Consider the following 21,599-nt stretch of genomic DNA (forward strand, 5'->3'; position numbering starts at 1 on the left):
CCCGCCGTTTTTCATTGCCATTCGGCGTCCGGGGCGGTGGCGTTGGCCAGGCACAACCAACCGTGGCTGGCATCGAGCAACTGCTGGAGCAATTCGTCCAGAAGGCCTTGTTCGACATTGAGGATAGACCCTCGCATGCGCGACAGGTCGGCATTGTGTGTCGCGATATGTGCCTGCCAGGCCCATTGCGTAACATCGGCGTTGGCCATCGCTGTCTCGTCGAACTGATCGGCCAGCTGCGCTCGCGCCGCTGGGGCCAGTGCGACGCCCTGGCGCAGCAGGTCCAGCAGATGGCCGAGGATCTGTGCGTGGTCGGCGTGCGGCGATTGCACGCCGAACAGCAGCCCGGCGTAGCCTTCGATCTGACGAAAGGCGCTGAACACGGCGTAACCCAGCTGCAGCTCGACGCGCAGGCGCTGATAGAACGGGCCTTGCAGCACGTGGGCGAGCAGGCGACCGGCGGCCTGCAGATCAGCCGGCAGCGGACAGAACAGCAACAGCGCGGGCTCGCTGCCCGAAGTCGGGACCTGCTGCCAACGGCGTCCGAGGATCGGGCGCGCTGGCGAGGCGGCGATCGGTTGTCCCATGAGGTCTTGCAGTGCCGTGCCCAGGGCGCCCTGTTGGGCGGGGGTGAACCCTTGCGCCAATCCCTGCCAGCGTGCCTGCTGCCAGAGTGTGTCGAGCCGCGACTGGTCCAGGGTGCAGGCTGGCTGCGATTGACCCTCACCCTTCAGTAAGGCGTCCGGCAGTGCCTTCAGCAGGGCTCGGATCGGAATCAGCGGCGCTTCGGCTGCCGCTGGCGAGTGCCAATGCTTTCGGGTCGGCGCGCGCAGCAAGGTCAGGGCTTCCTGCGTGGCAATGATCACGGCCAGCGGATGCCCCGCCAGGCGCAACTGCCAGTACTCGCCAAGGGTCTCGAAGCCCAGTTGCAGCGCCGCCTGCGCGGCCCGCTCGCGCAGGGGTTGCAGGCTGTGTTGCAGAACGGCCTGCATGCGCTGACGCAGCGGCGAAGGAATGTGCCAACGCAGGTCGAGGGTCGCAAACTGGCGAGAGGGCGGCAGGCAGTCGCCGATATCGAGCCCTGCTGGCAACAGCGTACTGAGCGTGGGTAGTTCGGTTGCCAGCAGCGCTTCATCGGCAGGCAATTGCCAGTCTCCGACAGCCGAGAAAGGCAAGTCCCACAGCAGTGCGGCGAAGGCGTCCAGGCCTTGTGTCCCGAGCCCTGCGAAAGGCCGGCCGGCACTGTCGCGCTGGGCCAGTTCCAGTGCGCTGGCGGCCTGTTCATGGCGTTGCTGCAGGCGGGTGAAGCGATCGTTCAGTTGCTTGTGGTCCTGTTGCCGCAGAAAACCCAGCCAGCCGTGCAGCAGCTCCCGGGTCTTGTCCAGGCAGGCCTGGTCCGACAGCTGCAGCTGGACATGCCAGAGCAACTGCCCGGCATGGGCGTGGAGTTGTTGCGCCTTGCAGCCCTGCAGCCAGCCGCGCCGGCGCAAGGCGTCCAGCCAGCCGCCGGGCCGGCTGTCGGTGAGCTGGGCCAGCAGCAGTTCGAGCGCCTGTTCCGCGCCATCCGGCAGTCCGTCATGGGCGAACAGCAGGTCGTGGCGGTTGCCCCAGGCGTCTGGTTGGTGCAGCGGCGCGTCGAGCAAGGCGGGTGGCCGTTGCCGGGTGACGCTTTCGCCCTTGGCGAACAGCCCGCCGAACTGCCTGCCCAGGTGCGCCAGCTCTTCCAGCGGCTGCGGGCCGGCCAGGCTCAGGGTGAGTTGCCCGCCCTGGTAGAAGTCGTGGTGGAACTGCCTCAGTCCTTGCTGGAAGGCCTGGCTTTCCAGCGGCAGGCTATGACGGTTGCCAGCATGGAAGCCGCTCAGCGGATGGCGCGCCGACACCGACTGCAACAGGGCGAACTGACGCTGTGCCTCGGGGTTGCGCGACCAGGCGATGAACTCGGCATGGATCACCTCCCGCTCGCGGCGCTGGCGTTCGATGGCGAAGTCCGGCTCGGCGAGCATTTGGCACAGACGCTCCAGCCCACCAGCCAGCGCCACGGGGGGCACTTCGAAGAAGAAGTCGGTGGTGCGCTCGCGGGTGCTGGCGTTGACCTGGCCACCCAGGCCCTGGACGTAGCGCATCAGGCCGTCGTCCAGCGGAAAACGCCTGTTACCGAGGAAGAACAGGTGTTCGAGAAAGTGCGCCAGGCCCGGCCAGCGCGCTGGTGCGTCGTGGCTGCCGGCATGCACCCGCAGCGCAGCCGCCGCGCGCTTGAGGCGTGGCGCGTGGCGCAGGGTCAGGTGCAGGCCGTTGGCGAGGATGAGGTGGCGAATGGCATCGGACATGACGCCATGCTAGCGCGCAATGCCGAGGTTGTCTGTTCTGGCCTTTTCGCGGCACAAGGCCGCTCCTACAGGCGACCGCGCCCCCCTGTAGGAGCGGCCTTGTGCCGCGAAAGGGCTGCAAAGCAGCCCCGGCAGCTCCAAGCCGAGCGCCAATTCTCAACACCCTGAAAGGACTGGCTGTTAATGCAGATCCCGACGCAAGTCCGCCAGGTAGGGAAACGCCTCCCGCCCTTTCAATACCCGCTCACGCTGCAGGTCTGCCAATAACAGTCCTTCCTCATCCCCGCCCATCACCAGCACATCACCATCCGGCCCGACGATGCTGCTCTGCCCGCAATACCGGATCTCGCCCTCGCTGCCGCAGTAGTTGGCGTACACCAGATAACACTGGTTCTCCTGCGCCCGCGAGCGCACGGTCACCTGACAGACGAAGTCATAAGGCGCCATGTTCGCCGTCGGCACCAGGATCAGCTCGGCACCGTTCAGCGCCAGGCGCCGGGCGTTTTCCGGGAACTCGATGTCGTAGCAGATCAGCAGCCCGACCTTCCAGCCGTCCAGCTCGACCACCGGGAAGTGATCGGCGCCCGGGCTGAACATCGAGCGGTCCAGCTCGCCGAACAGGTGGGTCTTGCGGTAGTTGCACAGGCTGCGGCCATGGGCGTCGATCAGTTGCACGCTGTTGTGGATCGACCCGTCCTCGGCCCGCTCCGGATAGCCATAGACGATGGCGATCCGGTGCGCCTGGGCGATCTCGACGACGCTCATGGCCGAGGGGCCGTCCTCGGCCTCGGCCAGACGTTCCACCTGGTCCAGGCCGATGTTGTAGCCGCTGAGGAACATCTCCGGGCACACCAGCAACTGCGCGCCACGGGCGGCCGCCTGCTGGGCCTGGTGCTGCAGGCGCTCGAGGTTGCCGGGCACGTCCAACGGCTTGGGCGTGCCCTGGAACAGGGCGATGCGCATGGCGCTACTCCTACGCTCAGTCGGCCAGGGCGATCGGGCCGATCTCGTGGAACACATCGCCCGGGCCGGGGTTGTCCGGGTGGGTCTGGCCACCGAAGTGGTTGATGATACCCCACACCGCGTTCAGCGAAGTCTGCACCGCGCCTTCCACCCAGGCCGGGGTCCACGACACGTCGTCACCGGCGATGAAGATGCCGCGCTGTTCGGCGGGCATGTCCTGCTGCATGAAATGCGCGTACATGCGCTGGTTGTAGCGGTAGTGGCCCGGCAGCGCGCCCTTGAAGGCGCCGAGGAAGTGCGGGTCGGCCTCCCACGAGATGGTGATCGGGTCGCCGATGATATGCCCGGCGATATCGGTCTTGGGGTAGATCTTCTTCAGTGCGTCGAGGGCCAGTTGCACGCGCTTTTCGGTCGGGTGCGGCAGCATCTTCAGGGCGTCGCTCATCCAGGCGTAGGACAGGCAGATCACCCCTGGTTTGTCGTCGCCGTTGTCGAACAGGTAGGTGCCGCGGGTCAGGCGATCGGTGAGGGTCATGCTCATCAGGTCGCGGCCGGTTTCCGGGTCCTTGTCCTTCCAGAACGGCCGGTCGACCATGACGAAGGTCTTCGACGACTGCATGTAGCGGGTGCGGTCCAGGGCCATCCACATCTTCTGCGAGAACAGCGACTCCTCGCAGTCGATCTGGGTGGTCAGCAGCCAGCTCTGGCAGGTGGTGAGCACCGCCGCGTAATGGCGCACGTCGCCGTAGTTGTCGGTGACCGCCAGGCGGCCATCGGCGGCGCGGGCGATGCGCTTGACCCCGGTGCGTGGCGCGCCGCCGTGCAGGCCGCTGAGGCTGGTGCCGGCCGGCCAGTGGGCGCAACGTTCCGGTACATGGCGCCAGATGCCCTGCGGCACCTGCTCGACGCCGCCGACCACCAGGTGCTGGTGATCGTCGCAGTTGGTCATCACCACGCGGAAGATTTCCAGCATCGAGTTGGGGAAGTCCGAATCCCAGCCGCCGGTGCCGAAGCCGACCTGGCCGAACACTTCGCGGTGCTGGAAGCTCAGCTTGGCGAACGAGCGCGAGGTGGCGACGAAGTCATAGAAGGTGCGGTCGTCCCACAGTGGCACGAGCTTGTTCCACAGGTCCTTGAGGCGCGGCACGTCGCGGTCGCGGATGGCCTGCTGGATATCACCGAACTGCGCGCCGCTCTCCAGGGCGTCGGCCCAGGCCTCGGCCACTTCGTGGAACAGCTGCGGCAGGTCGGCGGATTTCTCGGCGTAGTAGGTCTGGCCTTCCAGGTCGATGACCGTGCTGCCCGATGCGGGGGTCAGCGGGTTGGGGAAGGGCTTGGTCTCCAGGCCCAGCTTGTCGACGTAGTGGTAGAACGCCGTGGACGACACCGGGAAGCGCATGCCACCCAGTTCGGCGACGATGCCGTCGGTGCCGTTGAACGCCTGCGAGCGCAGCCGGCCACCCAGCTTGGAGGCTTCATACACCACGGGCTTGAGGCCCAGCTTCATCAGCTCGTAGGCCGCCACCAGCCCGGCGATACCGCCACCGACGATCGCCACCTCTTCGCCATGGCGCTCCTTGGGAATGCTGCCCAGGCCGGCCGGGTGCTCCAGCCAGTCGTCGAAGGCGAAGGGGAAGTCGGGGCCGAAGATGGTGATGGGTTTCTTGCCGTCGGCGGGGTGGCGGTTTTTCTTGTTCATGTAATGACCTTGCCAGGGGCTGCGCAGGGGGCGGAGCCTGAGTATAGAGAATGCCTGGTGGCCATTTTATGAAGTGGGGTGCTCGTTATTAAGGTGCAGAGTGGCGTCGTTATGTGCTTTGTTTCGTCTTAATGATTCATATTTATTCAATACTGACGAATCAGCTCAGCGATGCCAGATGCTCGACGGTTTCAGGGTACTTCTGCACCAGTCGAATCAGCGCCACGGCCTGGGCGTTGGGCTTTGAGCGGCCCTGTTCCCAGCTCTCCAGGGTGCGGGCGTTGGTGCGCAGGTAAGCGGCAAACACCGCCCGGGACATGTTCAGGCGCTGGCGCAGTTCGGTCAGTTCGTTGGGGGCCAGCGGGGCAAGCTCCTCGAAGGTCACCTTGTGCGAGCGCAGGGTCAGTTTGCCGGCGCGCTCATCGGCGAGGGCGTCGAAGCCTTCGGTGAGTTCAGTGAAGATGTTGCGTGGCATTGGTGGCTCCTGCTTTTCAGGTGCGCCATGTTGCCATTTCTGTACGTGATCTACGTATAGAAAATTACTTTCAAGTTGTTTCATTTGGCGGGTTCCCAAGTCTTGAGGCGAGATACATACCTTGTGGGAGCGGGCTTGCCCCGCGAATTGGGCCGCATAGTGATTATCGGGTTATGGCACGGGCTCCGCCCGTGATCGCGGGGCAAGCCCGCTCCCACAAAGTCTACGTCGCGCTGGAGAGAATCAGCTTGGTCCTACAGAGACATGTAATAACAGGAAGTATCCTACGAGCCATGTAGCCTCGGTCTGGCAGTTTGGGAGAACCCTTCGCGGTTAACTTCAGCCGGTCACCGCCTATTCGGTGAGCGGGCGTGAGAACCCTCTTCCAACTTGAGCGCCGAGGCATGCGTTATGGCAGCCTTGCGCGGGCAGGCTTTTGCCTGGCCGGTTTCCAAGTTGGCCGGATTCTCACCCCGCGTACGGCTGCCACCCAATTCCCGTGAGAAGGATGCAGATGGCAGTAATCCCTGGCTCAACTTGGATACTGCGCTATGAAAAAGATCGTCCCCGACCCACCCCTTTCCCTGAACCCAACCACCGAGCAGTCCTTCTGCTCCTGCCAGTCCAGTCATCCCCCCATCTTCACCGTGCGCCCCGGCGTCGATGCCGCCGACGCCCTGGTCCACGCCAGCATGCTGGCCCGGGCCATCCAGGAAATCGCCGACGACTACGCCCAGCACCATGCCCCCGAGGCGGGGAGGGCGATGATCTGGTCGATCCTGCATTCGGCGGAAACGGTGCGCGCGCTGCTGGAAGGGCTGCTCGACGCGATGGAGGCCTGAGGGCCGGGCGCCGCGGTCAGCCCGGCTGGCCGCGGTCCACCTTGCTGCTGAGGATGATCGACGTGGTGGTCTTCTCCACCCCGTCGAGGCTGCCGATCAGGTCGAGCAACTGGTCCAGTTGCTCCGGCGAGTCGCTGAGCAGCCAGGCCACGTAGTCGAACTCGCCACTGACCGCGCACAACTGCTGGACCTGCCCCATGGCGCTGAGGTGGCGCACGATGTCCTTGCCCGAGCGCGGCTGCGCCTTGATCCCCACGTACGCCTGCAGGCCGCCGCCGATCAGGCGCTGGCCCAGGCGCACGCCATAGCCGGTGATCACCTTGTTGCGCTCCAGGCGCTCGAGCCGCGAGTTCACCGTGGTGCGGGCGATGCCCAGCTGGCGGGCGAGGGTGGCGACGCTTTCGCGGGCATTGATCTGCAGCAGCGCGATCAACTGGCGATCGATGGCGTCAAGGGCGATGGAGGAGGTGGCCGGCATGGTAGGTCTCTTTTGTCGAGCTGCTAGCCTATGCAAGCGCGACCGCTTCGCGCAAGGCGTACAAAGGTGTCCGGGGCTGGCATTGCGCCGACAAGACGGTACGATGGCAGGCCGCTGCCATCGGGCAGCCTGGACCATGGCAGGAGTGATTGACCCATGAAGTTCAAGGACTGGTACTGGCGGCGATGGATTCGCCAACACGGTTGCAAGGTGAGCACAGGCATTTCCAAGTTCGGCAAGCGGGCGAAGCTGGCGCTCGAAGCCGAAGTGCGCATGGGCGATGTGGCGGTCAGCGCCGCCACCCTCGACGTCGCGATCGGGGCTCATACCTATATCCGCAGCGGCGGTTCGCTGCAGGTGGTCGAATCGATCGGGCGTTACTGCTCCATTGGCAGCGCGGTGGTCATCGGCCAGGAAAAATACGCTCACCCCACCGATTGGCTGAGTTCGCACCCTTTCCAGTTCACCGGCACCCAGTGGCAATACGAACCGCCGAGCACACCGGCACGTATCGGTCACGACGTGTGGATCGGCGAAGGCGCGATGATCATGGAAGGCGTCGAGGTGGGCACGGGCGCAATCATTGCCACCCGCGCCCTGGTCACCCGGGACGTACCGCCCTACGCCGTGGTGGCGGGCTTTCCGGCCAAGGTCGTGCGTTATCGATACCCGGAAGCGATGATCGAGCGCTTGCTCGCATCGCGCTGGTGGGAGCGCGATACCCGGCAGTTGCTGGAGCTGCCGCTGCATGACCCTGCCGCCTGTCTTGATCGGATCAGCGGGCTCGGTGAGGCAAGTTACGCGAGGATCGAGATTTCGCGGCGTGGCTGCAAGGTGCTGACGTCGGCTTGAATTGCCGAGAATCTGTCACGACCGGGGCTGCTGCGCAGCCCTGATCGGATTTGATCAACGTGACGCACTGGTCTGCGCCGTGGCGCAAGGCGACTTCAGGCCAGCAGTCATGCTCTCGACGTTGTCGAGCATCTGGTTGCCTTTGTTGACCTTCTGCGCGTTCTCCGCAAGCTGCATGCGTTGGTCATAGGTGGCTGAAGTGCCATTCATGCTGTTCTTGGTTTCGAGCACGGAGTTGGCGATGCTGAGCAGGCTGCGGCCGGTGGAGATCAGGTTGTCGGTCGCACTGGGCGTGCACGGGGCGTTGCCGCCGGCCATCTGGCTGGGCTGCTGGCCCTGGTTGTAGGAGCCCGGTGCCACGCAACCTGCGAGCGTGGCCAGCATCGGTACAACGAGCAGGGCCCCAAGCGTTCCTTGGATGTTCATGTGACGTTCCCTCGATCACTGGGCTCCGACCCGGTGCCGAAGCGATGGAGGGATTCTAGAAACGCGGCAGTAATGGCGAAATAGAACGGGTGTGCTAAAGGCACTTTGCCGCTGGTCAGCGCGACCCGAGCTACAAATCCAGGGGAAGCTGGGCACTGTACCGCCCGTGTATTGTTTTTTGTACCGCGGAGCGGCCAGGTTTTTCGGCCATGACGTTGTTCTCCTGGTGAAAATGTGATCAAGGTTGTTGCAAGGTGGCAATTACATACCTAAGATCCCCGCCTTCTCTCACCCGACAGCAAAGGAGGTACATCATGCAACAGTTGATCACCCTTTGCAGGTCGCGCCTGGCTTGAACGCATTCGCCGCTACTCGTTAGCGGTACCGCAACGCCCGGCCTCTGGCCTGCCAATCCGAACATCTTTTTGTTTCAACCCATCAGGATTGGACTATGGGCACTTGCATTCGCAATTTGTCCGACGGCGCCGTATTGGTCGCCGCGGACGACACCTGGATCGAAGGAAAAGCGATCCAACAACTCGAAACCACCGCTCGCCTAGGGGGCATGCATCGGGTGGCCGGCATGCCGGACCTGCATCCGGGGCGTGGCTATCCGGTCGGCGCGGCATTCTTTTCCGTGGGGCGTTTGTACCCGGCGCTGGTCGGCAATGACATCGGCTGTGGCATGGCGCTGTGGCGCACGGACATCCCGACCGCCAAGCTGCATCTGGACAAGCTGGAGAAACGCCTTGGCAACCTCGACCTGCCGCTCGACGAGACGTGGCAGGAGGCCGTCGCCAGCTTCGGTTTGCCTGCCACGGGGCACGAGCGTTCTCTAGGCACCATTGGTGGTGGTAACCACTTCGCCGAGCTGCAGCAACTCGATGAAAGCTACGACGATACGGCCCTGGCAGCCTTGAGCATCGAGCGCAAACACCTGCTGTTGCTGGTGCACAGCGGCTCGCGTGGTTTGGGCGAGGCGATCTTGCGTGAGCAGGTCGACCTGTTCGGTCATCACGGACTGGAGGCGGGCAGCGAGGCCAGCACTCATTACCTGGGCCGGCACGACGGCGCGCTGCGTTTTGCCGAAGCCAACCGTCAGTTGATTGCCCGGCGCATGCTCGACCGCTTGCGTGCCGATGGCGATGTACTGCTCGACATCAACCACAACCTGGTGTCGCCAGCGCAGGTCGACGGGCTCGATGGTTGGCTGCATCGCAAAGGCGCCACACCGTCGGATCAGGGGGCGGTGGTGATCCCTGGTTCGCGCGGCGACTACAGCTACTTGGTACAGCCGATCGCCGACGAGCGCAGCCTGTTGTCCCTGGCCCATGGCGCCGGACGCAAATGGATGCGCAGCGAGTGCAAGGACCGCCTCGCCTCGCGCTACAGCGTCGAGCAACTGAGTCGTACGGCACTAGGCAGCCGCGTGATCTGCGCCGACCGGGCGCTGATCTACGAGGAAGCGCCGGAGGCCTACAAGGCTATCGACTCGGTGGTGGGTGCCTTGCGTGAAGCGGGGTTGGTTCGCGTGCTGGCACGACTGAAACCGGTGCTCACCTACAAGACGCGCGGAGGGTGCTGCTGATGATCCTGCTGCAACTCTCGGCGGCTCAGGGGCCGGAAGAATGTGCCCTGGCAGTGGCCAAGGCATTGCTCAGGCTGCAGGCCGAAGCGGATGCCCAGGCCGTGGCGGTTCGGATACTCGAAGAAGAATCGGGGCCGCGGCGCGGTACCTTGCGCTCGGTGTTGCTGGCACTGGATGGTGAGCAGGCCGAGCGCCTGGCGGATCACTGGACGGGCTCGCTGCAATGGACGTGCAGCAGTCCGTACCGGCCGGGGCATGCGCGCAAGAACTGGTTCTTTGGGGGCGCACGGTTTGCGCCACCGGCACCGGAACTGGCGAGCGAGATCCACTTCGAGACCTTGCGTTCGTCCGGGCCGGGTGGCCAGCATGTCAACACCACCGACTCGGCAGTGCGCGCCACGCACCTGGCCAGCGGCGTCAGCGTCAAGGTACAGAGCGAGCGTAGCCAGCACGCCAACAAACGCTTGGCGCTGCTGCTCATCGGTCAACGCCTGGCGCAGCAGGCAGAGCAGGTCGACAGCGAACTGCGCGCGGAGCGGCGGTTGTTCCATCACCGCATCGAGCGTGGCAATCCCCGTCGGGTGTTTCGTGGCGAGCGCTTCGAGCCGGCTGACGAGTAGATTGTGTGCGAGACCATAGGACTGTATCTGAGGTGGTCCCGCCAAAAACGCAAAAGCCGCGCATCGCGCGGCTTTCTGTTTGGTGGGCCCACACGGACTCGAACCGTGGACCAAAGGATTATGAGTCCTCTGCTCTAACCAACTGAGCTATAGGCCCTCAGCAGGTGCGCAGGATTATAACGAGGGTTTCGATAGCGTGCCATCCGAAAGATCCGTTTGTGCTATGCGAAGAAAGGTCGCCGCGAACTCCTCCGGCGGCAGCGGCAGGCTGACGATGTAGCCCTGGATCTGCTCGCAGCCTTCGCCGGCCAGGAAGCGCTGCTGCGCCTGGTTTTCCACGCCTTCGGCAATGATCGTCAGCTGCATGCTGCGGCCCAGGGCGATGATGGCGCGGGCGATGGCGGCGTCGTGGGGATCATCGGGCAGGCCGCGGATGAACGACTGGTCGATCTTGAGGATGTCCAGCGGCAGGCGCTTTAGGTAGCTGAGCGAGGAGTAGCCGGTGCCGAAGTCGTCGATGGCCAGCTGCACGCCCAGCAACTTGAGCTGGTGCAGCACGCTCAGCGCTTCCTCGGCCTGGCTCATGATGAAGTTCTCGGTGATCTCCAGCTGCAGGTCGCCGGCCTTGAGCTGGTAGCTGCGCAGCAGCTGTTCGATGCGCCGGGCCAGGCTAGGCTGGCGCAGCTGGGCGCCGGCCAGGTTGATCGAGAGCGGGCCGAAGGCGTGGTAGGCCTTCTTCCAGGCGTGCATCTGTCGGCAGGCCTGCTCCAGCACCCAGTCGCCGAGCTGCAGGATGGTTCCATTCTCCTCGGCCAGGTGGATGAACTGCTCGGGCGGCACTTCGCCGAACGTGGGGTGGGTCCAGCGGACCAGCGCCTCGGCGCCGACCAGGTTCTGGGTCTTGAGGCTGAACTTGGGCTGGTAGCACAGGCTCAGCTCGTTGCGCTCGATGGCGCGGCGCAACTCGTGTTCGAGGGCGATGCGTTCGCTGGCCTGGGTGGTGAGCTCGCGGGTGTAGGCCTCGACGCGGTTTCGGCCCTTGGCCTTGGAGCGGTACATCGCGGCGTCGGCGTTGCGGATCAGGCTGGCGACATCGGTGCCGTCCTGCGGGTACAGGCTGATGCCGATGCTGGCGCTGGTGAAGAACTCGTGCTCGCCGGCCTGGAACGGCGCGTGGAAGCCGGCCAGCAGCTTGTTGGCGATGGCGCTGGCATCACTGGGCTTGTGCAGGCCGGGCAGGAGGATGATGAACTCGTCGCCGCCCAGGCGGGCCACGGTGTCCACGTCGCGCACCTGCTCCTTGAGGCGCTGGGCGATGCCCTTGAGCAGCAGGTCGCCCACCGGGTGGCCGAGGCTGTCGTTGATGTGCTTGAAGCGGTCGAGGTCGAGGAACAGCACCGCGCCCTGGCGATTGGATATCTGGGCGCAGTTCAGCGCGGCCTGCAGGCGACTTTCGAACAGGGCGCGGTTGGGCAGGCCGGTGAGCGGGTCGTGGTGGGCCTGGTAGTCGAGCTTGGCCTGGGCGTGCTTGAGGCTGGAGATGTCGGCGAACACGGCGACGAAGTGGGTGATCTCGCGCTCGTGGTTGCGCACGGCGCTGATGGTCAGCCAGCCGGGGTACAGCTCGCCGTTCTTGCGTTTGTTGAAGATCTCGCCCTGCCAGTGGCCCTCGGCGGTCAGCTGGTGCCACATGGCAACGTAGAAGGCACTGTCGTGCTGGCCGGAGGCGAGCAGGCGCGGGGTCTGGCCAAGGGCTTCGATCTCGCTGTAGCCGGTGATCTCGCTGAAGGCGCGGTTGACCGCGCTGATGCGCTGGTCGGTGTCGGTTATCAGCACGCCTTCGGCGGTGTTCTCGAACACCGTGGCGGCCAGTTGCAGCTTCTCCTGCATCAGGTGGCGCTCGGTAATGTCGCGGGCGATGGTCAGCATGCAGTCGACGCCGCCGATCGGCAGTGGCCGGGCGGACAGCTCGCAGAGGCGGATCTGTCCGTCGCTGCGGCGGATATGGCAGCTGAAGTCGCGCACGAAGCCATCGCGCTGTAGTTGATCGACCAGGCGCTGGCGTTCTCCGAGGTCGACCCAGATACCGAGGTCCAGCGAGGTCTGGTCAACCGTCGTGCTGACATCGTAGCCGGTCAGGCGGCAGAAGCCTTCGTTGACCTCCAGCAGCAGGCCGTCGCTCTGGCGCGACAGCAGCAGCCCGTCGGGGGAGGCGTGGAAGGCCTTGGCGAACTTCTCCTCGGAGGTCTGCAGTTGCTGCTGGGTTTCCTTGAGCTGGCTGATGTCGCGGATCGCCACCACCAGTGCCGGCATGCTGTCCAGTTCGAAGGTTTCGGCCGAGGTCAGGCCGGTGAACAGCTCGCCGTTGTTGCGCCGGAAGGTCATTTCCAGGTTGCGGATGCCGCCGCGGTGCAGGCGTTCGAGCAATGCCGGGCCGGTGCCGGCCACACCCCACAAGCCGAGCTCGGTGGCGGTGCGGCCGATCACTTGCGCAGGATTCAGGCCGATCAGCTCCTCGAACGCTTCGTTGACCTCCAGCAGGCAGCCGTCGCTGTGCCGGGCGATGATCAGGATGTCCGGGCATTGCTGGAACACCGAGGCGAACTTCTGCTCCGACAGGCGCAGGGCATCCTCGGTATGCTTGGTCTCGCTGATGTCGATCATCAGCCCGCGCATCAGCGACTTGTGGCCGTGCTCGATCATGCTGACGATATTGCGCACCCACAGGGTATGGCCGTCGGCGCGGATCACCCGGTAGTCGAGGCTGTGATCGCGTCCGGCCGCCGTTTCACTGTCGCAGTAGGCCTGCGCCCAGAGGGCATCCTCCGGGTGCAGGATGCTGCGCCAGAAGCCGGGCTTGAGCCACTCGCCCGTGGGGTAACCGAGCAGGTCCTCGGCGTGGGGCGAGACATAGCTGTAGCTGAAGTCGTTGGCATCGGCCTCCCAGGCCACCGCCGACAGGCTCTCGATCAGGCCGCGGTAGTGGTACTCGCTGCTGCGCAGCTCCTGTTCCAGGGCGATACGCCGGGAAATCTCCGAACTCAGGCGGCGGTTGATGCGGATCACCACCGCCAGGATGGCCATCAGCACCAGCACCGCCGGCAGGCCATAGAGCAGTACATCGTGCCAGAAGGTCCGCTGATCGACGACGTTGCCCACCCAGCGTTGCTGGATGTGGCTGACTTCACTGCTGCTCATGTCGGCCATCACCTTGTCGAGGATGCCGACCAGCACCTTTTGCTGACGGGGCACGGCCATGGCCAGCTGGTAGCGGTAAGGGGTCTCGCCGCTGACGTACAGGCCGTCCAGCTTTAGCTGACGCAGGCTCCAGATGCTCGAGGCGAGGTCGCCGACCACTGCGTCGACCTCGTCGGTGGCCAGTGCCTGCAGGGTCGAGCTGACGTTGGGCATGGCCACCAGGTTGAGGTCCGGGTGGTGGGTACGCAGCAGTTCGTGAGGGGCGTAGTTCTCCACCACGGCGATCTTCAGGCCGTAAAGGTCCTTGAGGTTGCGCGGTTGCGCGCCGCCGGAATGGGCGAGGATGACGATCGGGAAGTCCAGGTAGGGGCGGGTGAAGGCCAGGTAGTTCTGGCGCTCCGGGGTGGACATGATCCCGGGGAGCAGGTCGAGGCGGTTGCTGCGCGCCTGTTCGAGCACTTCGGTCCAGCTGCTGGGCTCTATCGGCTTGAGGGTGATCCCCAGGCGTTCCTGGATCAGGGCGATGTAATCGGCGGCCAATCCCTGGTAGCGACCTTCCTGGTCGCGGAATTCGAACGGCGGCCATGAAGCATCGACGCCCAGGCGCAGCTGTGGGTGGGCGCTGAGCCAGGCTTGTTCCTCGTCGGTCAGGGTCAGGGCGCCGGCCGTTGTGTTCCAGGCGAGCAGGAGCAGCAACAGGAAGGCCGGCATCATGGGCATAGCGGCCTCTCGATCAGGGGGACTGATTCGAGTGTAGACGGGCATCTCGCCCGCTGGGTAGACAGTGGCAACGACCTTCTGTCACATAAGAAAAACCCCGGCCTGGGCCGGGGTTCGTCTTTACTCGTCGAGGAAGGAGCGCAGATGCTCGCTTCGCGTCGGGTGGCGCAGCTTGCGCAGCGCCTTGGCTTCGATCTGACGGATCCGCTCGCGGGTCACGTCGAACTGCTTGCCTACCTCTTCGAGGGTGTGGTCGGTGTTCATGTCGATGCCGAAACGCATGCGCAGCACCTTGGCTTCGCGCGCGGTCAGGCCCGAGAGCACGTCACGGGTCGCTTCCTTGAGGCTTTCGACCGTGGCCACGTCGATCGGGGACTGCATGGTCGAGTCCTCGATGAAGTCGCCCAGGTGCGAATCTTCGTCGTCACCGATCGGGGTCTCCATGGAGATCGGCTCTTTGGCGATCTTCAACACCTTGCGGATCTTGTCCTCAGGCATCTCCATGCGTTCGCCCAGCTCTTCCGGGGTCGGTTCGCGACCCATTTCCTGCAGCATCTGCCGGGAAATACGGTTGAGCTTGTTGATCGTCTCGATCATGTGCACCGGGATACGGATGGTGCGCGCCTGGTCGGCGATCGAGCGGGTGATCGCCTGGCGGATCCACCAGGTGGCGTAGGTCGAGAACTTGTAGCCGCGACGGTATTCGAACTTGTCCACCGCCTTCATCAGGCCGATGTTGCCTTCCTGGATCAGGTCGAGGAACTGCAGGCCGCGGTTGGTGTACTTCTTGGCGATCGAGATCACCAGACGCAGGTTCGCCTCGACCATTTCCTTCTTGGCGCGGCGGGCCTTGGCTTCGCCGATGGACATGCGGCGGTTGATGTCCTTGATCTCGACAACGGTCAGGCCGGTCTCGGTCTCGAGGTCGATCAACTTCTGCTGGCAGGCGACGATGGCGGCGTCCTTTTCACCCAGGGCGGCGGCCCATTTGGTGTTGCGCTTGGCCAGGTCACCGGACCAGGTCTGGTCGGTTTCGTTGCTCGGGAACAGGCGCAGGAAGTCGGCGCGCGGCATGCGCGCGTCACGCACGCACAGTTGCATGATGGCGCGTTCTTGCTGGCGCAGGCGGTCAAGGGCGCCGCGTACACGCTCGACCAGTACGTCGAACTGCTTCGGTACCAGCTTGATCGGCATGAACAGGTCAGCCAGGGCCTGCATGGCGCCGATGCTGTCCTTGTGGCCTCGACCGTGCTTCTTCAGCACCTTGAGGGTGTCGACCAGCTGATCCTTGACCGCACCGAAGCGCTGCGCGGCAACGACCGGATCCGGACCGCTTTCGGTCTCTTCCTCGTCATCGCTGCTTTCAGCGTTTTCGTCGTCGTCGTCTTCTTCTTCCTTCGCAGCGGCGGCCTTGGCACCTGGAATCGGTACTTCTTCGGTCGGCGCGGCGATGTTGTCGTCAGGGTCGATATAACCGCTGAGGACATCGGACAGACGGCCGCCTTCGACGGTGACGCGGTCGTATTCGCTGATGATGTAGTCGACGGTGCCCGGGAAGTGAGCGATGGCGCCCATGACTTCACGGATGCCTTCCTCGATACGCTTGGCGATTTCGATCTCGCCTTCGCGGGTCAGCAGCTCGACGGTACCCATTTCGCGCATGTACATGCGCACCGGGTCGGTCGTGCGGCCGATATCGGTCTCTACTGCCGCCAACGCTGCGGCGGCTTCTTCGGCTGCGGCTTCGTCGGTGTCGGCTTCCGCCAACAACAGGGCATCCGCATCCGGAGCACTCTCGAATACGTTGATCCCCATGTCGTTGATCATGCGGATGATGTCTTCCACCTGTTCCGGATCTGAAATATCCTCAGGCAGGTGGTCGTTGACCTCCGCGTAAGTCAGGTAGCCCTGCTCACGACCGCGGGTGATCAACTCTTTGATACGAGATTGCTGTTGCGCTTTTCCGGACATAACACCCTATCCACTGAAGGTCTTGGCGGGCAAAAAACAAGCCGAGGATTATACCCGAACCTGGACCTCACGCGCCAGATGAGGTCGGGTTTTGTGCGGGAACATTGCGGCTCAGCAAGGCGAGCAGCTGAGATTTTTCCTCTGTGCTCAGTTCGCTTAGACGCGCTTTCCTGAGCAGATGTTCCAGGCTGCGCTCGCGTTGGCGAGCGGACAAACTAGTTATAGTGTCGAAAAACTGTTGTTCAAGGTTGTCGGCATCGATCAACCACTCCTTTTCTGCCAGGGCGCGCAACAGGCGGCCCTGTTCGGTGCCGTGCCAGCGTGCGATCAGCTGCATAGAGCTTAGCTTAGGATTCTTCTGCGCGGCCTCGATCAGTGCCACCAGCAGTTGGCTGTACAATTGTTCTTCGTCGGCGAAGTGACTGGCGTCCTCGACCTTGCCGGCCAGCAACGGGTGGTGCAGCAGGGTGCGCAGGGCCGACAGCGTCGGCGGCTCGACCGGCGCCGGTACCCGTGGCGGGGCTTCGCCGCGCTGGCCGTCGCGTTGCCAGGGCTTGCCGCCTTTCTTGTCCCACGGCTTACCGTCCCATTGTTTCTTGCCGCCGCCCTTGTTCGGCGTCCAGGGGCGTTGCTCCTGTTGCGCCGGGGCGTAGTCGGGCTGGTAGTGCAGGTCGCCATGGTCCGGCGTGTAGCTGGCCATTGCGTCGTAGTCGTAGCCGGGGTCGTAATCCGGCACGCTGGGCGTCGGCGCGCTCTGCGCCAACTGCTCCATCTGTTGCGGGTCGAGGCCGGTGATGTCCTTCAGGCGGTTGCGCATCAACTGGCGCAGGTTGGCTCCCGGCACCTTTTCGATCAGTGGTGCGGCGAGGGTGACCATGTGCGCCTTGCCTTCCAGCGAGCGCGGGTCGGCCTCGTTGCTCAACTGTTCGAAGAAGTAGTCGGCCAGCGGCTGGGCGTGCTGGTTGATACGGGCCTGGAAGGCGTCGGTGCCTTCGGCGCGTACCAGGCTGTCCGGATCCTCACCTTCGGGCAGGAACAGGAAGCGCGCACGGCGGCCGTCCTGCAGGCTCGACAGGGTTGCCTCCAGGGCGCGCCAGGCAGCCTTGCGTCCGGCCTGGTCGCCGTCGAAGCAGAACAGCACGCTGGGCACCACGCGGAACAGGCGCTTGAGGTGCTCCTCGCTGGTGGACGTGCCGAGGGTGGCCACCGCGTTGCGCAGGCCCTGCTGGGCCAGGGCGATGACGTCCATGTAGCCCTCGACCACGATGATCTCGTCGAGGTTGCGGTTGTGCTTGCGTGCCTCGTACAGGCCGTACAGTTCCTGGCCCTTGTGGAACACCGGGGTTTCCGGGGAGTTCAGGTACTTGGGCTTGTCGTCGCCCAGTACCCGGCCGCCGAAGGCGATGACCCGGCCACGGCTGTCGCGGATCGGGAACATCACCCGGTCGCGGAAGCGGTCGTAGCGCTTGCCGCTTTCGGCATTCTCGATCAGCAGGCCTGCGTCGATCATCACTTTCTGCTGCAGCGAGTCGGCGCCCAGGTGCTTGAGCAGGTTGTCCCAGCCCGGCGGGGCGAAGCCCAGGCCGAAGTCGCGGGCGATCTCGCCGGACAGGCCGCGGCCCTTGAGGTAGTCCACCGCCGCCTTGCGGGTGGCGTGGCCGCGCAGGGCCTGGCGGTAGAACTCGCTGGCCGCTTCCAGCAGCGGGTATAGCGGTGAATCGGTTGGCTGGCGCGGCTTCTGTCCGCGACGGCCTTCTTCCCGGGGTACTTCCATGCCGGCCGCGCGGGCCAGTTCCTCGACCGCCTGGGGGAAGTCCAGGTTGTCGTGGTCCATGATGAAGCCAAGCGCGTTGCCGCCGGCGCCGCAGCCGAAGCAGTAGTAGAACTGCTTGTCGGGGCTGACGGTGAAGGAGGGGCTCTTTTCCTTGTGGAACGGGCAGCAGGCGGACAGGTTCTTGCCGGTCTTCTTCAGCTGGACGCGCGAACTCACCACATCGACGATGTCGGTGCGGTTGAGAAGGTCATCGATGAAGCTCTGGGGAATCAGCCCGGCCATGGCAGTCTCGTCATCTGGCAGCTGGCAAGTCTAAACGCTTGTGCGCGGGTTTGGCGTGGGGTATCTAGCAGGAAGAGGAGTGTGCTCGTCACCAGCCCATGAAGGGCTCGTCAGAAAGGACGTGCACGCCTGGTCAAGGACCAGTTCTGACGCGTTGATGCAGGTTGCCCATGGCTTTTGCCGGGGCACCCAAGGCGCATGGCCAAGGGTTTGAAGCGACCGCTGCCATCAGCCCGGCACGAGGCCGGGCATGGCAGAAGCTTTGCGTAGAACGGCTGTACTTAGTACAGACGAACGGCGCGGCGCTGTTCGCGCTGAACCTTCTTGGCGTGACGCTTTACAGCGGCAGCGGCTTTGCGCTTGCGCTCGGCGGTCGGCTTCTCGTAAAACTCGCGGCTACGAACTTCAGCCAGTACACCGGCTTTTTCGCAGGAGCGCTTGAAACGACGCAGAGCTACGTCGAAGGGTTCGTTCTCTTTAACTTTGACGGCTGGCATCCAGGGCTACCTTAATTCATTACCGGGGTAGACGTGCTCCTGGCAAAACATAAGGTGTGCTGGAGAACGTCGGTTTTCAAGGGTTGCGGATGTTAACCCTTAGCTGGCCGGAATGCAAAGCCTCTGATCGAAAACCGCTGGTCGGCACCGGACACGGGGACTATCATGCGCGCCTTCGAATTCAGCCTCGACAAGGCACGGACCCATGCTAGTACTGGGATTGGAAACATCCTGCGACGAAACTGGCGTCGCATTATACGACAGTGAGCGCGGCCTGCTGGCCGACGCGCTGTTCAGCCAGATCGACCTGCACCGCGTCTATGGCGGCGTGGTGCCCGAGCTCGCCTCGCGCGACCACGTCAAGCGCATGCTGCCGCTGATCCGCCAGGTGCTGCAGGAAGCCGACTGCGTCGCCACCGAGATCGACGCCATCGCCTACACCGCGGGTCCCGGCCTGGTCGGCGCACTGCTGGTGGGCGCCTCCTGCGCCCAGGCGCTGGCGTTCGCCTGGGATATTCCGGCGATCGGCGTGCACCATATGGAAGGCCATCTGCTGGCGCCGATGCTCGAGGAGCAGCCACCGGAGTTTCCGTTCGTCGCTTTGTTGGTGTCGGGCGGCCACACCCAGCTGGTGCGGGTCGATGGCATCGGCCAGTACGAGCTGCTGGGCGAGAGCCTGGACGACGCCGCTGGCGAAGCCTTCGACAAGACCGCCAAGCTGATCGGCCTCAATTATCCGGGTGGACCGGAAATCGCCCGCCTGGCCGAGCAAGGCACGCCCGGGCGCTTCGTGTTCCCGCGGCCAATGTGCGATCGGCCAGGTCTGCAGTTCAGTTTCAGCGGCCTCAAGACCTTTGCCCTGAACACCTGGCAGCAATGCCGCGACGCCGGGGACGACAACGAGCAAACCCGTTGCGACGTGTCGCTGGCGTTCCAGCAGGCGGTGGTGGAGACTCTGACCATCAAGTGCAAGCGCGCCCTCAAGCAGACAGGCCTCAAGCGTCTGGTCATCGCCGGTGGCGTGAGTGCCAACACCGCCTTGCGTGCTTCGCTGGAAGACATGCTGGCCAGCATCAAGGGCAATGTCTATTACGCCCGTCCACGGTTCTGCACTGACAACGGCGCGATGATCGCCTACGCCGGTTGCCAGCGCCTGCTGGCCGGGCAGCAGCAGGACCTGGCCATCAGCGTGCAGGCGCGCTGGCCGATGGAGCAGTTGCCGGCGGTGTGAGCCGCGCCGGGGTCATGCGCGCGCCTCAGAAATGGCGTTCGCGCCCGGCGAACAGGTCACGCAGGTTGTTGCGGTGGCGCCAGACGATCAGGATCGTCAACACCGTCATCGGCAACAGCGCTTCGGGCTCGCGCCAGGCCAGCAATGGCAGCGTCAGCGGCGTGGCGATCAAGGCTGCCAGCGAGCTGGTGCGGGTCAGGTAGAAGGTCAGCAGCCAGGCGCCGATGGCCAGCAGCGCGGCGGGAAAGTACAACGCCATGAGCATGCCGGCGGCGGTGGCCACGCCCTTGCCGCCCTGGAAACGGAAGTACACCGGGAACAGGTGGCCGAGCACCGCGCAGATGCCGACCCAGGCCTGTTCCTGCTGGTCGAGCCCGGCCAGGCGGGCCAGCAGTACTGGCAACATGCCCTTGCACAGGTCGCCGAGCAGCGTCAGGATCGCCAGCTTGCGGCCTGCCAGGCGTAGCATGTTGGTCGCGCCGGCATTGCCCGAGCCGCTGGAGCGCGGGTCGGGGCTGCCGCTGAGGCGGCTCAGGACGATGGCGAAGGACAGAGAGCCGAGCAGGTAGGCAAGCAGCGCCAGTGACCAAAACATGCTAACTATTCCGGGCGAGGACGCCCTGATTCTAACGGCGCCCGTCGCCCTTGTCGTGCTGTGGAGAGAAGTGCTTGGACAGAGTGTTCATCGAAGGCCTGGAAGTCGATACCGTCATCGGTGCCTATGACTGGGAGCGGGATATTCGCCAGTGCCTGCGCCTGGACCTGAGTTTCGCCTGGGACAACCGCCCGGCGGCGGCCGGTGACGACCTGTCACTGGCGCTGGACTATGCCAGTGTCTCGGCGCGCGTCCAGGCCTTTGCCGAACAGGCCCGCTTCGAGCTGGTGGAGACCTTCGCCGAGCGTCTGGTGGCGGTGCTGATGGCCGAGTTCAACATCCCCTGGGTGCGGCTGAAGCTGACCAAGCCGGGCGCGGTGCCTGCGGCCCGTGGCGGTGTAGGCGTGGAGATCGAGCGCGGATGTCTCTGAGTACGGTATATCTCGGGCTGGGCAGCAACATCGACCGCGAGCGGCACTTGTGTGCGGGACTCGATGCGTTGGCAGGCATGCTCAGTGACATGCACTGCTCCGCAGTGTTCGAGAGCCAGGCCGTGGGAATCAAGAGCGGCCCGTTTTACAACCTGGTGGTGCGCGGATGCACCGACCTGCCGCTGCTGGAACTCGACCGCCGGCTCAAGTTCATCGAGGCTGAAAACGGCCGCTACGCCCCGGATCGCAAGGGGCTGCCGCTGGATATCGATGTACTGATGTTCGATGACCTGTGTGGCACGTTCAATGGTCTGGTGCTGCCGCGGGCGGAGATCGTGAAGAACGCCTTTGTGCTGTGGCCGTTGTCGTTGCTGGCACCGGAACTGGTGCATCCGGGCGAGGGCAAGTCCATGGGGCAGCTGTGGCGGGAGGCGAGCATTGAACAGGTACTGGCGCCGGTGCCGTTCGAATGGCGAGGGTTGCAGCTGACTCTGATGTAAGCCAGTACCGCCCTCTTCGCGGGTAAACCCGCTCCCACAGGTATCGCGCCGCTGTTGAGGGCGGTGAAAAACCTGTGGGAGCAACTGTCTTGCTCAATTTTTAGAATCTGGCGCGATCCCTGTGGGAGCG

Annotated in this window: 18 protein-coding genes and 1 tRNA gene; 7 read left to right on the forward strand and 12 right to left on the reverse strand. The window is 64.4% G+C overall.

What is annotated here, in order from left to right; translation table 11 throughout:
• Nucleotides 1–11 precede the first annotated feature (11 nt).
• The 4 genes from pqqF to LU671_RS06490 form a co-directional block, all read right to left on the reverse strand.
• Complete coding sequence (gene pqqF / locus LU671_RS06475) at nucleotides 12–2,327, reverse strand: pyrroloquinoline quinone biosynthesis protein PqqF (RefSeq protein WP_232855064.1); 2,316 nt, start codon at nucleotides 2,325–2,327, stop codon at nucleotides 12–14.
• 180 nt (nucleotides 2,328–2,507) lie between these two features.
• Nucleotides 2,508–3,290 (reverse strand): carbon-nitrogen hydrolase family protein, encoded by a 783-nt coding sequence (locus LU671_RS06480; protein ID WP_232855065.1) that lies wholly within the window; start codon nucleotides 3,288–3,290, stop codon nucleotides 2,508–2,510.
• Nucleotides 3,291–3,306: 16 nt separating this feature from the next.
• Complete coding sequence (locus LU671_RS06485; RefSeq protein WP_232855066.1) at nucleotides 3,307–4,989, reverse strand: flavin monoamine oxidase family protein; 1,683 nt, start codon at nucleotides 4,987–4,989, stop codon at nucleotides 3,307–3,309.
• 160 nt (nucleotides 4,990–5,149) lie between these two features.
• Complete coding sequence (locus LU671_RS06490; protein ID WP_096049206.1) at nucleotides 5,150–5,464, reverse strand: helix-turn-helix domain-containing protein; 315 nt, start codon at nucleotides 5,462–5,464, stop codon at nucleotides 5,150–5,152.
• 551 nt (nucleotides 5,465–6,015) lie between these two features.
• Here LU671_RS06490 and LU671_RS06495 point away from each other — a divergent pair.
• The gene (locus tag LU671_RS06495) at nucleotides 6,016–6,306 is read left to right on the forward strand and encodes a DUF3077 domain-containing protein (protein WP_232855067.1); all 291 of its coding nucleotides are present in this window, start codon (nucleotides 6,016–6,018) and stop codon (nucleotides 6,304–6,306) included.
• A gap of 16 nt (nucleotides 6,307–6,322) precedes the next feature.
• Here LU671_RS06495 and LU671_RS06500 read toward each other — a convergent pair whose 3' ends face one another.
• A complete protein-coding gene (locus LU671_RS06500; protein ID WP_088852407.1) occupies nucleotides 6,323–6,784 on the reverse strand; it encodes an Lrp/AsnC family transcriptional regulator in 462 nt (153 codons plus the stop codon).
• Between the two features lie 156 nt (nucleotides 6,785–6,940).
• On the opposite strand from LU671_RS06500, the gene LU671_RS06505 reads away from it, so the two are divergent.
• Nucleotides 6,941–7,636: a CatB-related O-acetyltransferase gene (locus LU671_RS06505; protein ID WP_232855068.1), complete on the forward strand. Its 696-nt coding sequence runs from the start codon at nucleotides 6,941–6,943 to the stop codon at nucleotides 7,634–7,636.
• Between the two features lie 54 nt (nucleotides 7,637–7,690).
• On the opposite strand, the gene LU671_RS06510 is transcribed toward LU671_RS06505, so the two are convergent.
• Nucleotides 7,691–8,062, reverse strand: coding sequence for a hypothetical protein (locus LU671_RS06510; RefSeq protein WP_046857393.1), 372 nt, complete (start codon nucleotides 8,060–8,062; stop codon nucleotides 7,691–7,693).
• A 451-nt stretch (nucleotides 8,063–8,513) separates the two neighbouring features.
• Here LU671_RS06510 and LU671_RS06515 point away from each other — a divergent pair, with 451 nt between their 5' ends.
• Together LU671_RS06515 and prfH are read left to right on the forward strand one after the other, a co-directional pair.
• Nucleotides 8,514–9,650, forward strand: coding sequence for an RNA ligase RtcB family protein (locus LU671_RS06515; RefSeq protein WP_232855069.1), 1,137 nt, complete (start codon nucleotides 8,514–8,516; stop codon nucleotides 9,648–9,650).
• Entirely contained in the window at nucleotides 9,650–10,270 is a 621-nt protein-coding gene (prfH, locus tag LU671_RS06520) for a peptide chain release factor H (protein ID WP_232855070.1), read from the forward strand. Before LU671_RS06515 ends, prfH begins: the two co-directional genes overlap by 1 nt.
• Nucleotides 10,271–10,350: 80 nt before the next feature.
• On the opposite strand, the gene LU671_RS06525 is transcribed toward prfH, so the two are convergent.
• The 5 genes from LU671_RS06525 to rpsU form a co-directional block, all read right to left on the reverse strand.
• A tRNA-Ile gene (locus LU671_RS06525) sits at nucleotides 10,351–10,427 on the reverse strand.
• A 17-nt stretch (nucleotides 10,428–10,444) separates the two neighbouring features.
• Nucleotides 10,445–14,188 carry a bifunctional diguanylate cyclase/phosphodiesterase gene (locus LU671_RS06530; RefSeq protein ID WP_232855071.1) on the reverse strand — a complete coding sequence of 1,248 codons (3,744 nt, stop codon included), beginning with the start codon at nucleotides 14,186–14,188 and terminating at the stop codon, nucleotides 10,445–10,447.
• Between the two features lie 120 nt (nucleotides 14,189–14,308).
• Nucleotides 14,309–16,159, reverse strand: a complete 1,851-nt coding sequence (gene rpoD / locus LU671_RS06535) for an RNA polymerase sigma factor RpoD (RefSeq protein WP_232855072.1) — start codon at nucleotides 16,157–16,159, stop codon at nucleotides 14,309–14,311.
• Between the two features lie 67 nt (nucleotides 16,160–16,226).
• The gene (dnaG, locus tag LU671_RS06540) at nucleotides 16,227–18,215 is read right to left on the reverse strand and encodes a DNA primase (RefSeq protein WP_232855073.1); all 1,989 of its coding nucleotides are present in this window, start codon (nucleotides 18,213–18,215) and stop codon (nucleotides 16,227–16,229) included.
• A 281-nt stretch (nucleotides 18,216–18,496) separates the two neighbouring features.
• On the reverse strand, nucleotides 18,497–18,712 hold the full coding sequence (gene rpsU / locus LU671_RS06545) for a 30S ribosomal protein S21 (RefSeq protein ID WP_003255575.1): 216 nt from the start codon (nucleotides 18,710–18,712) through the stop codon (nucleotides 18,497–18,499).
• Nucleotides 18,713–18,917: 205 nt separating this feature from the next.
• On the opposite strand from rpsU, the gene tsaD reads away from it, so the two are divergent.
• Nucleotides 18,918–19,943 carry a tRNA (adenosine(37)-N6)-threonylcarbamoyltransferase complex transferase subunit TsaD gene (gene tsaD / locus LU671_RS06550; protein WP_203649916.1) on the forward strand — a complete coding sequence of 342 codons (1,026 nt, stop codon included), beginning with the start codon at nucleotides 18,918–18,920 and terminating at the stop codon, nucleotides 19,941–19,943.
• Nucleotides 19,944–19,968: 25 nt separating this feature from the next.
• On the opposite strand, the gene plsY is transcribed toward tsaD, so the two are convergent.
• The gene (gene plsY, locus LU671_RS06555; protein WP_050703505.1) at nucleotides 19,969–20,538 is read right to left on the reverse strand and encodes a glycerol-3-phosphate 1-O-acyltransferase PlsY; all 570 of its coding nucleotides are present in this window, start codon (nucleotides 20,536–20,538) and stop codon (nucleotides 19,969–19,971) included.
• A 74-nt stretch (nucleotides 20,539–20,612) separates the two neighbouring features.
• Between plsY and folB the strand changes: the two genes are divergently transcribed.
• Together folB and folK are read left to right on the forward strand one after the other, a co-directional pair.
• Entirely contained in the window at nucleotides 20,613–20,969 is a 357-nt protein-coding gene (gene folB, locus LU671_RS06560; RefSeq protein WP_110994292.1) for a dihydroneopterin aldolase, read from the forward strand.
• Nucleotides 20,960–21,469, forward strand: coding sequence for a 2-amino-4-hydroxy-6-hydroxymethyldihydropteridine diphosphokinase (folK, locus tag LU671_RS06565; protein ID WP_203649918.1), 510 nt, complete (start codon nucleotides 20,960–20,962; stop codon nucleotides 21,467–21,469). The genes folB and folK overlap by 10 nt, the downstream gene beginning before the upstream one ends.
• The last annotated feature ends 130 nt before the right edge of the window (nucleotides 21,470–21,599 follow it).

Source organism: Pseudomonas sp. NMI760_13, assembly GCF_021283245.1.
GTDB classification, from domain to species: domain Bacteria; phylum Pseudomonadota; class Gammaproteobacteria; order Pseudomonadales; family Pseudomonadaceae; genus Aquipseudomonas; species Aquipseudomonas peradeniyensis.